The 13,399-nt window shown below is 50.7% G+C and carries 14 protein-coding genes; 7 read left to right on the top strand and 7 right to left on the bottom strand.

Going from position 1 to position 13,399, the window contains the following annotated elements; genetic code table 11:
- Window positions 1-117 precede the first annotated feature (117 nt).
- From yeaY to D9741_RS04975, 3 genes are read right to left on the bottom strand one after another with little or no spacing between them, the layout of a single operon-like run.
- Window positions 118-699 carry a Slp family lipoprotein YeaY gene (gene yeaY / locus D9741_RS04985; protein ID WP_130218769.1) on the bottom strand — a complete coding sequence of 194 codons (582 nt, stop codon included), beginning with the start codon at window positions 697-699 and terminating at the stop codon, window positions 118-120.
- A 38-nt stretch (window positions 700-737) separates the two neighbouring features.
- Window positions 738-1,433, bottom strand: a complete 696-nt coding sequence (gene tsaB, locus D9741_RS04980) for a tRNA (adenosine(37)-N6)-threonylcarbamoyltransferase complex dimerization subunit type 1 TsaB (protein WP_130218767.1) — start codon at window positions 1,431-1,433, stop codon at window positions 738-740.
- 57 nt (window positions 1,434-1,490) lie between these two features.
- The gene (locus D9741_RS04975; protein ID WP_130218765.1) at window positions 1,491-3,401 is read right to left on the bottom strand and encodes an ATP-dependent DNA helicase; all 1,911 of its coding nucleotides are present in this window, start codon (window positions 3,399-3,401) and stop codon (window positions 1,491-1,493) included.
- Between the two features lie 131 nt (window positions 3,402-3,532).
- Here D9741_RS04975 and D9741_RS04970 point away from each other — a divergent pair, with 131 nt between their 5' ends.
- Together D9741_RS04970 and D9741_RS04965 are read left to right on the top strand one after the other, a co-directional pair.
- The gene (locus D9741_RS04970) at window positions 3,533-3,877 is read left to right on the top strand and encodes a RidA family protein (protein ID WP_130219012.1); all 345 of its coding nucleotides are present in this window, start codon (window positions 3,533-3,535) and stop codon (window positions 3,875-3,877) included.
- A 433-nt stretch (window positions 3,878-4,310) separates the two neighbouring features.
- Window positions 4,311-4,610, top strand: a complete 300-nt coding sequence (locus D9741_RS04965) for a DUF1889 family protein (protein ID WP_130208426.1) — start codon at window positions 4,311-4,313, stop codon at window positions 4,608-4,610.
- A 124-nt stretch (window positions 4,611-4,734) separates the two neighbouring features.
- Here D9741_RS04965 and D9741_RS04960 read toward each other — a convergent pair whose 3' ends face one another.
- The gene (locus D9741_RS04960; protein ID WP_240725491.1) at window positions 4,735-4,887 is read right to left on the bottom strand and encodes a hypothetical protein; all 153 of its coding nucleotides are present in this window, start codon (window positions 4,885-4,887) and stop codon (window positions 4,735-4,737) included.
- A 6-nt stretch (window positions 4,888-4,893) separates the two neighbouring features.
- A complete protein-coding gene (locus D9741_RS04955; protein ID WP_130218763.1) occupies window positions 4,894-5,073 on the bottom strand; it encodes a YoaH family protein in 180 nt (59 codons plus the stop codon).
- 73 nt (window positions 5,074-5,146) lie between these two features.
- On the opposite strand from D9741_RS04955, the gene pabB reads away from it, so the two are divergent.
- The 4 genes from pabB to D9741_RS04935 all read left to right on the top strand — a co-directional run bounded on the left by pabB (window position 5,147) and on the right by D9741_RS04935 (window position 10,367).
- Complete coding sequence (gene pabB, locus D9741_RS04950) at window positions 5,147-6,508, top strand: aminodeoxychorismate synthase component 1 (RefSeq protein WP_130218761.1); 1,362 nt, start codon at window positions 5,147-5,149, stop codon at window positions 6,506-6,508.
- Between the two features lie 3 nt (window positions 6,509-6,511).
- Window positions 6,512-7,090 (top strand): CoA pyrophosphatase, encoded by a 579-nt coding sequence (locus D9741_RS04945; protein WP_130218759.1) that lies wholly within the window; start codon window positions 6,512-6,514, stop codon window positions 7,088-7,090.
- A 183-nt stretch (window positions 7,091-7,273) separates the two neighbouring features.
- Entirely contained in the window at window positions 7,274-8,638 is a 1,365-nt protein-coding gene (sdaA, locus tag D9741_RS04940) for an L-serine ammonia-lyase (RefSeq protein WP_130208430.1), read from the top strand.
- Window positions 8,639-8,768: 130 nt separating this feature from the next.
- A complete protein-coding gene (locus tag D9741_RS04935; protein WP_130218757.1) occupies window positions 8,769-10,367 on the top strand; it encodes a cyclic diguanylate phosphodiesterase in 1,599 nt (532 codons plus the stop codon).
- Window positions 10,368-10,369: 2 nt separating this feature from the next.
- Here the strand turns inward: D9741_RS04935 and yoaE are convergent, their stop codons facing one another.
- Window positions 10,370-11,926: a CNNM family cation transport protein YoaE gene (yoaE, locus tag D9741_RS04930; RefSeq protein WP_130218755.1), complete on the bottom strand. Its 1,557-nt coding sequence runs from the start codon at window positions 11,924-11,926 to the stop codon at window positions 10,370-10,372.
- Window positions 11,914-12,072, bottom strand: coding sequence for a hypothetical protein (locus D9741_RS23755; protein ID WP_276319693.1), 159 nt, complete (start codon window positions 12,070-12,072; stop codon window positions 11,914-11,916). The genes yoaE and D9741_RS23755 overlap by 13 nt, the downstream gene beginning before the upstream one ends.
- A 315-nt stretch (window positions 12,073-12,387) precedes the next feature.
- Between D9741_RS23755 and manX the strand changes: the two genes are divergently transcribed.
- Entirely contained in the window at window positions 12,388-13,359 is a 972-nt protein-coding gene (gene manX / locus D9741_RS04925) for a PTS mannose transporter subunit IIAB (RefSeq protein WP_130218753.1), read from the top strand.
- Window positions 13,360-13,399 lie beyond the last annotated feature (40 nt).

The following is a 13,399-nucleotide window of genomic DNA, read 5'->3' as shown; positions in this document are numbered from 1 at the left end:
CTTGATAATTACCCAACGAAAAGGTTGCGAAGCGCGTCACTATTTATTTTTATCTTTACTGTAAGAATGCAGAAACAGCGGACCAGCCGCTGTTTCTTTTTCTTTAAAAACAAGCAATTATTCAGTTACAACTGTTTGTACTCTCGCGGGACCTGGATTATACCAGCCCCATCCGCCGTAGCCATAGGGCCAGCCTCGCCCACCATAAAACCAGGGATCAATCGGCTGTGGTGGCATAATCACCTGCTGGGTTAAATGCCAACGTTTGTAGCCCGTTGCCTGCATTACCATAAATTTATAGGGCGTGTTGCCAATTTTTCCGTCAACCGTACCGGTGATTGGCCCGACAACTGTCACCAGCTGGCCTCGGAAATCGACCGGATCAAGAAAACCATTCACATCGGCATAAATGCGCCCACGCGACGGTTCTCCCAGCGTCGGTCTTGCTCCGCTGTCGAGTGGTACAGTGGCAATTTCCAGGCGGGTTTTCCCTTGCTGGTTTTGCACCGCAACCACTTTACCGCCAAATCGCGCTTCCTGACCAACGTACAGCTGCGGCGCATTCATCACCCGAACTAAATCTTGTTGCGGCGTTGGGCTACTGCCTTTAATGGCGTCCGGCACAGTGACACAACCGCTCAGTATTAGCGCAAACGTACCTGCCAGTATGCCTTTGATAACATTGTTTTGAACCGCCATGATGCGACTCCTTTTTTCTCAGGGCATACTCTTAAGATTCATTCTTTGCCCGGAAGTTTCTTCCACGCGACGTTGTTACGCAAATAAACCGGCTCGGCATGTTCCACCGCCACCGTTTTACCCTCGGCAAACATCTGACAGGCAATCGGCAGCATATCTTCTGCAGCGGGCAGTAACACTTCGCCATCGCGCAAAACCAGCCCGCTTTCTTTACCGAGATCCGGCCAGGCTTGCCAGCCTGTACCCACGGTCGCCCATTCACCGGAAAGCTGTTGCATCCGTTCATGAACGAGTTCTGGTTTGAGTACGGCTTCGGTTTCTTCACCGTGCCAGACACCGTTTTCATCACGCTGATATTCAGCCCAGTAAACTTCGCCCATTCGCGCGTCAATGGCTGCCAGTACGCGAGTTGCGCCGTTTTTGCGCCACGCCCCTTGCGCCATTGTCATTAGCGTGGAGACGCCAATCATCGGTAATTCCGCGCCAAGCGCCAGCCCTTGCGCGATGCCAATACCAATGCGCACGCCAGTAAAGCTACCGGGGCCGCGCCCGTAAGCCAGAGCGTTTATGTCAGTCAGGGAAGTTCCGCTGGTGGTCAGGATATCCTGCACCATCGGTAAGATTCGTTGAGTATGTTCACGAGGGCAAAGCTCAAAATGAGCGTTGACAGTACCGTCGTTCCACAGGGCGACAGAGCAGGCCTCTGTCGCGGTATCGATAGCCAGAATTCGCATGGGTCTTCGTGCTTAGATCAATAAAAAGGCGCGCATCATACCATACTCCATCACAAATTACCTGGAGGATGGTATCGCAAGGAAACGAACCGCACGGGCAATATCACGGGTACGCGGCGCGGGCGGCAGGCTGGCAAGAAAAGTGGCGCCATAAGGGCGCATCACCAGCCGATTGTCGCAAATCACCAGCACACCACGATCGTCGGCGTCGCGAATCAGTCGCCCTACTCCCTGTTTGAGAGTAATGACGGCATCTGGTAGTTGCACCTCATCGAACGGGTCGCCACCGCGCAAACGGCAATCTTCCATGCGCGCTTTTAACAGCGGGTCATCCGGCGAGGTAAACGGCAACTTGTCGATAATCACCAATGACAATGTATCGCCACGCACGTCCACCCCTTCCCAGAAACTGCTGGTCGCCACAAGAAGCGCGTTACCGGCGCTGACAAATTGCTGCAACAGTTGCCCTTTGCTGGTTTCCCCCTGCAACAATACGGGAAGCGTCATGGTAGCGCGGAACTGCTCAGCCAGATCGCGCATCATGGCGTGCGAGGTACAAAGCATAAAGCAACGACCGTTGTTAGCTTCGATGATCGGTCGCAGCATTGCCGCTAACTGGCGAGCAGAACCTGGCTGGTTGGTTTGCGGCAGGTTGCGCGGCACACAGAGTAACGCCTGGCGGCTGTAATCAAAGGGGCTTGGCAACAGCAACGACTCTGCCTGTTCGATGCCAAGCCGCGAGGTGAAATGATGCAGATCGTCATTCACCGACAACGTTGCCGAGGTAAAGATCCAGCTTCCGGGCTTTTGTTCCATTAATTCTTTGAATTTATCCGCCACGCTGAGCGGCGTGAGTGCCAGAGTAAAATGGCGCGAAGTGCATTCGTACCAGTAGCTGTAGCCTGGTTGGTTGATCTCTTTTAGCCGCTTCAGACGTGTACGATATAACGTGGCGCGTTCAAATGCCGCATCCAGCAAGGCGGAACGCCCCAGCGACAATTTCGCCACGTCGTAACAGAGTTCAAGGGTGTCATCGAGCAGTAAAAACGCCCGCTGAATTTGCGGATTGGCTAACAGTTCGCGCAGATTACCGCGATAACCTGGCTCGCCGAGTTGTAGACGAAAATCCTGCGCGCTCTGGGCAAGACGGTCGGCGCATTTTTGTAACTGTTGAGTGTCTTTTAATTCGGTGCGATAGGCGATGGTGATGTCTTTTGCCAGATCGAGCAGTTGTCGGCTGGAGAGCGACTGCCCAAAGTACTGGCTGGCAATGTCCGGCAGCTGGTGGGCTTCGTCGAAGATCATCACGTCTGCTTCCGGGATCAACTCGCCAAATCCACTTTCTTTAACCACCATATCCGCCAGAAACAGATGATGGTTCACCACAACCACATCAGCATCCATCGCTTTTTTACGCGCTTTGACCACAAAGCAATCTTTATACATCGGGCAGTCGCTGCCAAGACAGTTGTCGTTGGTGCTGGTGACTAGCGGCCACGCCTGTGAATCTTCCGCCACGCTAACGCAGGTGCTGATATCGCCATCGACTGTTTGATTAGACCAGGAGCGCAGGAGGATCACATCGCTTAAGGTTTGTACTGGCAAATCTCCGCCCGCCAGCGCCTGCTGTTCAAGTCGTTCGAGGCAGAGGTAGTTTGAGCGCCCTTTCAGCAACGCCACATTGCCAGTGTATTTCAGCGCCTTTGCCACCGTCGGCAAATCGCGGCTGTAGAGCTGATCCTGCAACGCTTTTGAGCCGGTTGAGATGATGACTTTCTTTTTCGCCCGCAGTGCAGGGGCAAGGTAGGCATAGGTTTTACCCGTACCGGTTCCCGCTTCCACCACCAGCGGCTGGCTTTTTTCAATCGCCTGGGTCACAGCGACTGCCATCTGTCGCTGCGGTTCACGCGGCTTAAAACCAGGTATCGCTTTCGCCAGTTGACCGTCTGGTGCAAAATCGTCCGTCACACTACCCCCTGTTGATTTGAACAGGGATTATGTCAGGCCAGGCTGGTTTTCGCTAGTTGAAGTGGTGACGGCAACCTCACATTGTGGCAGTCTTTGCAGCACAAAAATGGAAAGTTAATGAGGACATAATGATGACTATCGTTCGTATCGACGCTGAATCCCGCTGGTCTGATGTGGTGATCCACAACAACACGCTCTACTACACTGGCGTACCAGAAAACCTCGATGCCGATGCTTTTGAACAAACCGCCAACACGCTGGCGCAAATTGACGCCGTGCTGGAAAAACAGGGCAGCAATAAATCGAGCATTCTGGATGCCACCATTTTCCTTGCCGATAAAAACGACTTTGCGGCAATGAATAAAGCATGGGATGCCTGGGTTGTAGCGGGTCACGCGCCGGTGCGCTGCACGGTGCAAGCGGGGCTGATGAATCCGCAGTACAAGGTTGAAATTAAGATTATCGCTGCGGTTTAATTCCAGAAAAAGAATTCTATCAAAGTAAAAATCAGACGATAATTGTTCGAAAATACTGGTCGGTTATAAACAAATCGGCCAGTGTTTAAGAGGATACTTTAGATAAATAATGAAATCCGTCAGGTAACTTATTTTTATGATTTCAACTGCTTCTATACAAAAATGATATTAATCACCCAAACTAAACCATTCTGTTAACTCCCCGAGCCGTTTACTCTGACTTTTCTGCCCTTAACAATCTGGCAGGAGCGCGGCGATTCACCGTTAATTTTTTGCCATATCACTAGAAAACCCGCCATGACCTGCTACCTTTAAAATACCTGAATGTCAACAGGTTAACTACTGATATATCGTTATAATCCCTTTGATATTAGATGCAATTTAAGGTCATATATAGCCTTATCAAAAACGTGGTTAATTTAAGGACAAGAATATGCCTGCTGCAATAGATAAAGCCCTGGATTTCATTAGTGCCATGGATGTATCAGCATCAACACCAAGCTCGATGAATGAAAGTACGGCGAAAGGAATATTTAAATATTTGCATGACCTGGGAGTCCCCGCGAGTACCGCCGATATTACTGCGCGAGCTGAACAGGAAGGCTGGAATCCTGGATTCACGGAAAAAATGGTGGGATGGGCAAAAAAGATGGATTCTGGCGAACGCGTGGTGATTAAAAACCCTGAATACTTCTCGTCTTATATGCAGGAAGAACTTAAAGCCCTTGTGTGAGTTAAAACTCCAGCTTTAAAAATCAATCCGGACGCTTTCATTGACCTCAGAAAAGCGTCCTTTTTTCTCGTCATCATCAACACAGCCCAAATTAATCAACAGATATGGCCCCGTGATTTTTGTTTCAACGCGGTGGACCATTGTCATAACGCGCACCGTCCAGGCACATACCGTCAAAAATGGCACGATGTAAGTTCATGCCGGAAAAATCCCAGCCGATGAGGCTATCCGTATCAAGATACAGGACGTCATCCGTGACGAAATCGATACGGATCATTTTGTGTTACTCGTCTTCATCCTCAAAACGCGCCACTATTTGCTCGCCGGTATGGTTGGCGCGCAGCTCTTCTGCCACCAGCGCGATTGCCTGACCGCTGCTCATCCCCTGTGCCATCAGTTCCTGAATACGCTCAACGGCTTTTTGCTGCTGTTCATGGGTGAGTGAAGGTAAACCTGCAAACATTGTTAACTCCTGCTAAATTGTTGGCGCTAATTATTTCATGCTACCCGGCACATAGCCAGTAGAGTCAGGACTGATGAAGACGTTATCTCCCGCTGTGATTACTTTACCCTGGCGTCAGGACGCCGCTGAATTTTATTTTGCCCGCTTAAGCCACCTGCCGTGGGCGATGTTGTTGCACTCCGGCTACGCCGACCATCCGCATAGTCGCTTTGATATTGTGGTGGCTGACCCCGTTTGCACTTTAACCACTCACGATAATGAAACCCGGGTATGTGAAGGAGAAATCCGCACAACGACCACTGACGATCCGCTCAAAGTGCTCCAACAGGCACTGGACCGTGCAAACATTCACCCGTCGCATAGCAATAATTTGCCATTTCAGGGCGGCGCGCTTGGGCTGTTTGGCTACGATCTGGGTCGTCGGTTTGAGTCACTGCCAGAAATTGCGCAACGAGATGTCGACTTGCCTGACATGGCGGTTGGTATCTACGACTGGGCGCTGATCGTCGACCACCAGCGTCAGCGTATTTCACTACTCAGCCATCGTGATGTCAATGCGCGTCTGGCGTGGCTGGACAGCCAGCAAATAGCACCACCGCAAGATTTCAAGTTAACATCCGCCTGGCAATCCAATATGAACCGCGAGCAGTATGGCGAGAAATTTCGCCAGGTGCAGGAATATCTGCACAGCGGCGATTGCTATCAGGTGAATCTCGCCCAGCGTTTTCACGCGACCTATTCTGGCGATGAATGGCAGGCGTTCGTTCAGCTTAATCAGGCCAACCGCGCACCGTTCAGTGCCTTCCTGCGTCTGGAACAAGGTGTGATTTTAAGCCTTTCACCAGAACGGTTTATTCTTTGTGATGGTGGTGAGATCCAGACCCGCCCGATTAAAGGCACGCTTCCACGCTTGTCCGATCCTCAGGAAGATAGCAAACAAGCTGAAAAACTGGCGAACTCACCGAAAGATCGCGCCGAAAACCTGATGATTGTCGATTTAATGCGCAATGACATCGGCCGAGTTGCCATACCAGGCTCAGTAAAAGTGCCTGAACTGTTTGTGGTAGAGCCCTTCCCTGCCGTGCATCATCTGGTCAGCACCATAACGGCACAACTACCAGAACAGTTACACGCCAGCGATCTGCTGCGCGCAGCTTTTCCTGGTGGCTCAATAACCGGGGCTCCGAAAGTACGGGCTATGGAAATTATCGACGAACTGGAACCGCAGCGACGTAATGCCTGGTGCGGCAGCATTGGCTATTTGAGCTTTTGCGGCAACATGGATACCAGCATTACTATCCGCACTCTGACTGCCATTAACGGACAAATATACTGCTCTGCGGGCGGTGGAATTGTCGCCGATAGCCAGGAAGAAGCGGAATATCAGGAAACTTTTGATAAAGTTAATCGTATCCTGAAGCAACTGGAGAAGTAAGACGTGGAATACCGTGGCCTGACGCTTGAAGATTTTTTATCGCGATTTCAACTATTGCGTCCGCAAATTAACCGGGAAACCTTAAATCATCGTCAGGCTGCCGTGTTAATCCCCATCGTCCGCCGACCGCAACCGGGCTTGCTGCTGACTCAGCGTTCCATTCATCTGCGCAAACATGCTGGACAAGTCGCATTCCCTGGAGGTGCAGTCGATGACACGGACGCGTCAGTTATCGCCGCTGCGCTGCGTGAAGCCGAAGAAGAGGTCGCCATACCGCCTTCAGCCGTTGAGGTTATCGGCGTGTTACCCCCTGTCGATAGCGTAACGGGCTACCAGGTCACTCCCGTGGTCGGCATTATCCCGCCTGATTTACCGTACCGCGCCAGCGAAGATGAAGTCTCCGCAGTATTTGAAATGCCGCTCGCCCAGGCGTTACATTTGGGCCGTTATCATCCTTTGGATATCTACCGCCGTGGCGATTCGCATCGGGTATGGCTTTCCTGGTACGAACAGTATTTTGTATGGGGAATGACCGCAGGCATAATTCGTGAACTGGCGCTACAAATTGGTGTGAAACCCTGACTATACTTATCTTTACATCTACAAAACACTACTTGAGACAATCATCGCAATATTAGTTAAATCGCGGTTTTTGATTAGTTTAATTCATGTGAATAGTTAAGCCTGTCGCCGCGTTCCCTCTTACACTATGCGCTGTTATTCGTTCGTTACTGGAAGTCCAGTCACCTTGTCAGGAGTATTATCGTGATTAGTCTATTCGACATGTTTAAGGTGGGGATTGGTCCCTCATCTTCCCATACTGTAGGGCCTATGAAGGCGGGTAAACAGTTCGTCGATGATCTGGTCGAAAAAGGCTTACTGGATAGCGTTACCCGCGTTGCCGTGGACGTTTATGGTTCACTGTCGCTGACGGGTAAAGGCCACCACACCGATATCGCCATTATTATGGGTCTTGCAGGTAACGAACCTGCCACCGTGGATATCGACAGTATTCCCGGTTTTATTCGCGACGTAGAAGAGCGCGAACGTCTGCTGCTGGCACAGGGACGGCATGAAGTGGATTTCCCACGCGATAACGGGATGCGTTTTCATAACGGTAACCTGCCGCTGCATGAAAACGGCATGCAAATCCACGCCTATAACGGCGATACCGTTGTTTACAGCAAAACTTATTATTCCATCGGCGGCGGTTTTATCGTCGATGAAGAACATTTTGGTCACGATGCCGCCAACGAAGTCAGTGTGCCGTATCCGTTCAAATCCGCCACCGAGCTGCTTGCGTACTGTAATGAAACCGGTTATTCCCTTTCCGGTCTGGCAATGCAGAACGAACTGGCGTTGCACAGCAAGAAAGAGATCGACGAGTACTTCGCTCATGTCTGGCAAACCATGCAGGCATGTATCGATCGTGGGATGAACACCGAAGGCGTATTGCCTGGCCCGCTGCGTGTTCCGCGCCGTGCGTCTGCCCTGCGCCGTATGCTGGTTTCCAGCGATAAACTGTCTAACGATCCGATGAATGTCATCGACTGGGTAAACATGTTTGCGCTGGCAGTTAACGAAGAAAATGCAGCGGGGGGGCGTGTGGTAACTGCACCGACTAACGGTGCCTGTGGCATCGTTCCGGCGGTACTGGCTTACTATGACCACTTTATTGAATCGGTGAGCCCTGATATTTATACCCGCTACTTTATGGCGGCCGGAGCGATTGGCGCACTGTACAAAATGAACGCGTCTATTTCCGGTGCGGAAGTCGGTTGCCAGGGCGAAGTGGGCGTTGCCTGTTCAATGGCTGCGGCGGGTCTTGCAGAACTGTTGGGCGGTAGCCCTGAACAGGTTTGCGTGGCGGCGGAAATTGGCATGGAACACAACCTTGGTCTGACTTGCGACCCGGTTGCGGGTCAGGTTCAGGTTCCGTGCATTGAACGTAACGCTATTGCATCAGTGAAGGCGATTAACGCCGCGCGAATGGCTCTGCGTCGTACTAGTGCGCCACGCGTCTCACTGGATAAAGTCATCGAAACGATGTACGAAACAGGAAAGGATATGAACGCTAAATATCGCGAAACCTCACGCGGTGGTCTGGCGATTAAAGTCCAGTGTGACTAATACTTTATCCTCGCCCATCTGCAACGGATGGGCGAATTTACCCTCGCTTTCTCGTCTGCTGTAATTTTCCCCACTACACTTCCACTGTTGCGTCAGGCGTTTGTCGCCATACGCTTACCGGGTGGCCCGCATGCAAAAAGCACAACGGATCATTAAAACCTATCGCCGTAATCGAATGATTGTTTGTACGATTTGCGCACTCTTTACGTTTGTGGCAACACTGAGCGTGCGATTTATTTCACAGCGGAACTTAAATCAGCAGCGGGTAGTGCTCTTTGCCAATCACGCCGTTGAGGAATTAGACAAAGTCCTGCTTCCACTTCAGGCGAGTAACAACGTACTGCTTCCCCTGATTGGACTCCCCTGCTCAGTCGCCCATCTCCCCTTACGAAAACAGGCGGCAAAACTGCAAACTGTACGGTCAATTGGTCTGGTGCAAGACGGCACGCTTTATTGTTCCAGCATTTTTGGTTATCGCAATGTTCCTGCTGAAGATATCCAGGCTGATTTACCCGCGCCGCAGCCCCTTTTACGCTTAACTACCGACCGCGTATTAATTAAAGACAGCCCGATATTGGTTCAGTGGACGCCTTTACCGGGCAATGGTCGAGATGGCGTGATGGAGATGATCAACATCGACCTGTTGATGGCAATGTTGCTGGAGCCGCAATTGCCGCAAATAAGAACGGCCAGCCTGACGGTAGCCGATCGCCATTTACTCTATGATGATGGTCTGGTTGATTCTTTACCTCCGCTTAATGGCAATGAACGTTACCAGGTTTCATCGCAGAATTTTCCTTTTATCATCAGTGTTAGTGGACCTGGTGCGACAGCGCTGGCGTTGCAATATCTTCCCAGCCAGTTTCCACTAGCGGTACTGTTGAGTTTACTGGTGGGGTACATCGCATGGTTGGCCACGGCCCATAGAATGAGCTTTTCACGCGAGATAAATCTCGGGCTGGCGCAGCGCGAATTTGAGTTATTTTGTCAGCCTCTACTCAACGCGCGCTCGCAGCAGTGTATTGGTGTAGAGATATTGCTGCGCTGGAATAATCCGCGTCAGGGATGGATCTCGCCGGATGTTTTTATCCCCATTGCGGAAGAACATCACCTGATAGTGCCACTTACCCGTTATGTGATGATGGAAACCATCCGTCAACTCCACGTTTTTCCAATGAGCAGCCAGTTCCACATCGGCATTAACGTCGCCCCCAGCCATTTTCGCCGTGGCGTATTGTTAAAAGATCTCAATCGTTACTGGTTTAGTGCTAACCCGATTCAGCCACTAATCCTCGAAATTACCGAGCGCGATGCCTTACTGGATGTTGATTATCGGATTGCCCGCGAACTGCATCGTAAAAACGTCAAGCTGGCGATTGATGACTTCGGCACCGGCAACAGTTCGTTTTCCTGGCTGGAAACGTTACGTCCTGACGTGCTGAAAATTGATAAGTCATTTACCGCAGCTATCGGTTCTGACGCGGTTAACTCAACGGTGACCGATATCATCATCGCGCTGGGGCAAAGACTGAATATTGAACTGGTGGCGGAAGGCGTAGAAACGCAAGAACAAGCGAAGTATTTGCGCCGTCATGGCGTGCATATTTTACAAGGGTATTTGTACGCGCAGCCCATGCCGCTGCGTGATTTCCCGAAATGGCTGGCGGGCAGCCAACCGCCGCCCACCAGGCATAACAGACACGTTACGCCCGTTATGCCATTGCGTTAGTGCTATTCGTCTTCATCGTGCGGCGGTTGCTCTTTAACAATGCGAACCAGATCAACACGATAATCATTGGCTTCTACGATGGTGATATGCAGCGGTCCAACATCGATCACGTCACCTGCGCGAGGAATGTGACCATTTGCCGAAATTACCAGACCTGCAACCGTCGCAATATCATCATCATCGGTAAGGTGCTCAACATCAAGCGCCTGCTGTAAGGCATGTAAGTCTGTACCACCTTTTACCAGCCAACCGTCGCCATCGATAACAATTTCCGGCGTTTCATCTGCATCCGGGAACTCACCAGCAATAGCTTCCAGTACATCCAGCGGCGTAACCAGACCTTGCACCACACCAAACTCGTTGGTGACGATAACAAAACTACCACGAGCACGACGCAACACGCCCAGCAGGTTGATCGGGTCGAGGGTTTCCGGAACGATTATCGCCGGAGAAGCAGAAGCAATTGCCGTCACGTCGACACCGACTTCCAGCGCCACCAGCAGTTCTTTGGCACGCACGATACCGATGATTTCATCCAGTTCACCACGACATACCGGAAACAGGCTGTGCGGTGAAGAGAGCAGTTGCTGGCGGATTTCATCAACGCCAAGGTTAGCATCTACCCAACTGATCTCGCCGCGTGGCGTCATAATGCCGCGCAGAGAACGTGACGCCAAAGTCAGTACGCCGTTAATCATGTAACGCTCTTCTTCGGCAAAGGCACCTTCTGGAACCGGAATTGGCACCGGGTTATCGGCATCGTGTTGAATATTTGCCTGGCGTTTCCCCCCCATCAAACGCAGAATGGCATCGGCGGTACGCGCACGCAGCGGTAAAGTCGACTGATGGCGAATAAAGTTACGGCGCGCAATCTGGTTAAACACTTCGATGATGATCGAGAAACCAATTGCTGCATACAGGTAGCCTTTTGGAATATGGAAACCAAAACCTTCAGCTACGAGGCTCAGACCAATCATCAACAGGAAGCTCAAACAGAGCACTACAACTGTTGGATGCTGGTTAACGAATCGCGTCAGCGGTTTCGATGCCAGCAACATAACTGCCATCGCAATCACTACCGCAGCCATCATTACCGGTAGATGGTTGACCATCCCTACGGCAGTAATCACTGCATCCAGCGAGAAGACAGCGTCAAGGATGACAATCTGTGTGACGACCACCCAGAAACTGGCATAACCTTTACCGTGACCAGAGTCATGATCGCGGTTTTCCAGCCGCTCATGCAACTCGGTTGTCGCTTTGAACAGCAAGAATATCCCCCCGAACAGCATAATCAGATCGCGCCCGGAGAAAGAAAAATCCATTACGGTAAATAGTGGTTTGGTCAGCGTGACCATCCATGAAATAAGCGATAACAGCCCCAGGCGCATAATCAACGCCAGTGACAGCCCCAACAAACGCGCTTTATCACGTTGTTTCGGCGGCAGTTTATCGGCAAGGATGGCGATAAAAACCAGGTTATCGATACCCAGCACGATTTCAAGGACGACAAGCGTGAGCAGCCCCGCCCAAATCGAGGGATCCATTAAGAATTCCATGACAAGCTCCTGCTTAAGGAATAGCTAATCGGCGCCAGAAATAATGCAGGCGAAACGAGAAAATACAAACAAAAGGTGCGGCAAAAAATGCCAGTAAGGCAGGCGCTATATGGCCTGATGCTGAAGTGACGTCGGTGACGATCCATACTGCGGGCTGCAGCCCTATACTCCTTGGTTGTTAAACGGGAGTTAAACATATCAGAGAGATCTCTGATTTGGCAAAGATTTACCTTCCTTTGCAAATGAATGTGACAACTTTTTTTACTCTTTCGGAATTTTGTCAATTCAAAGTTAATTTACGGATCTTCATCACATAAAATATTTTTTTCGATATCTAAAATAAATCGCGAAGCACAGGGGGTTTCCGGTTGTAGCCCTTATCTGAATCGATTCGATTGTGGACGACGATTCAAAAATACATCTGGCACGTTGAGATGTTAACAATAATAAGGAGGTAGCAAGTGACCATTGCTATTGTTATAGGCACACATGGTTGGGCTGCAGAGCAGTTGCTTAAAACGGCAGAGATGCTGTTAGGCGAGCAGGAAAACGTTGGCTGGATCGATTTTGTTCCTGGCGAAAATGCCGAAACGCTAATCGAAAAGTACAACGCTCAGTTGGCAAAACTCGACACCACTAAAGGCGTGCTGTTTCTCGTTGATACATGGGGAGGCAGTCCGTTCAATGCTGCCAGCCGCATTGTCGTCGACAAAGAGCATTATGAAGTGATCGCAGGCGTTAACATTCCAATGTTAGTGGAAACGTTAATGGCTCGTGATGATGACCCAAGCTTTGACGAACTGGTAGCACTGGCCGTAGAAACAGGCCGCGAAGGTGTGAAAGCTCTGAAAGCGAAACCCGTTGATAAAGCAGCGCCAGCCCCCGCCGCAGCGGCCCCGAAAGCGGCTCCTGCACCGGCAAAACCAATGGGACCAAACGACTATATGGTAATTGGCCTCGCGCGCATCGACGATCGTTTGATTCACGGTCAGGTTGCTACCCGCTGGACCAAAGAAACTAATGTCTCCCGTATCATCGTAGTTAGTGACGAAGTGGCTGCGGATACCGTTCGTAAGACACTGCTCACCCAGGTTGCACCTCCCGGCGTAACAGCGCATGTAGTTGATGTCGCCAAAATGATTCGCGTCTACAACAACCCGAAATATGCGGGCGAACGCGTGATGCTGTTATTTACCAACCCGACAGATGTTGAGCGTCTCGTTGAAGGCGGCGTGAAAATCACCTCAGTCAACGTCGGTGGTATGGCATTCCGTCAGGGCAAAACTCAGGTGAATAATGCGGTTTCGGTTGATGAAAAAGATATCGAAGCGTTCAAGAAACTGAATGCACGCGGCATCGAGCTGGAAGTCCGTAAGGTTTCCACCGACCAGAAACTGAAAATGATGGATCTGATCAGCAAAATCGATAAGTAACGTATTGTGTTGATTATCACTCAGTTTTCACACTTAAGTC

The organism is Escherichia sp. E14V7, assembly GCF_004212225.1.
Classification (GTDB): domain Bacteria; phylum Pseudomonadota; class Gammaproteobacteria; order Enterobacterales; family Enterobacteriaceae; genus Escherichia.
Note: the sequence above shows the minus strand (reverse complement) of the source record. Positions and strands in the feature narration are given on the sequence as shown.

Bases quoted from the DNA above. Each gene is read 5' to 3' on its own strand.
- yeaY (WP_130218769.1), bottom strand. From the start codon at position 699: ATGGCGGTTCAAAACAATGTTATCAAAGGCATACTGGCAGGTACGTTT.
- tsaB (WP_130218767.1), bottom strand. From the start codon at position 1,433: ATGCGAATTCTGGCTATCGATACCGCGACAGAGGCCTGCTCTGTCGCC.
- D9741_RS04970 (WP_130219012.1), top strand. From the start codon at position 3,533: ATGACTATCGTTCGTATCGACGCTGAATCCCGCTGGTCTGATGTGGTG.
- D9741_RS04965 (WP_130208426.1), top strand. From the start codon at position 4,311: ATGCCTGCTGCAATAGATAAAGCCCTGGATTTCATTAGTGCCATGGAT.
- D9741_RS04960 (WP_240725491.1), bottom strand. From the start codon at position 4,887: ATGATCCGTATCGATTTCGTCACGGATGACGTCCTGTATCTTGATACG.
- D9741_RS04955 (WP_130218763.1), bottom strand. From the start codon at position 5,073: ATGTTTGCAGGTTTACCTTCACTCACCCATGAACAGCAGCAAAAAGCC.
- pabB (WP_130218761.1), top strand. From the start codon at position 5,147: ATGAAGACGTTATCTCCCGCTGTGATTACTTTACCCTGGCGTCAGGAC.
- D9741_RS04935 (WP_130218757.1), top strand. From the start codon at position 8,769: ATGCAAAAAGCACAACGGATCATTAAAACCTATCGCCGTAATCGAATG.
- yoaE (WP_130218755.1), bottom strand. From the start codon at position 11,926: ATGGAATTCTTAATGGATCCCTCGATTTGGGCGGGGCTGCTCACGCTT.
- D9741_RS23755 (WP_276319693.1), bottom strand. From the start codon at position 12,072: ATGGATCGTCACCGACGTCACTTCAGCATCAGGCCATATAGCGCCTGC.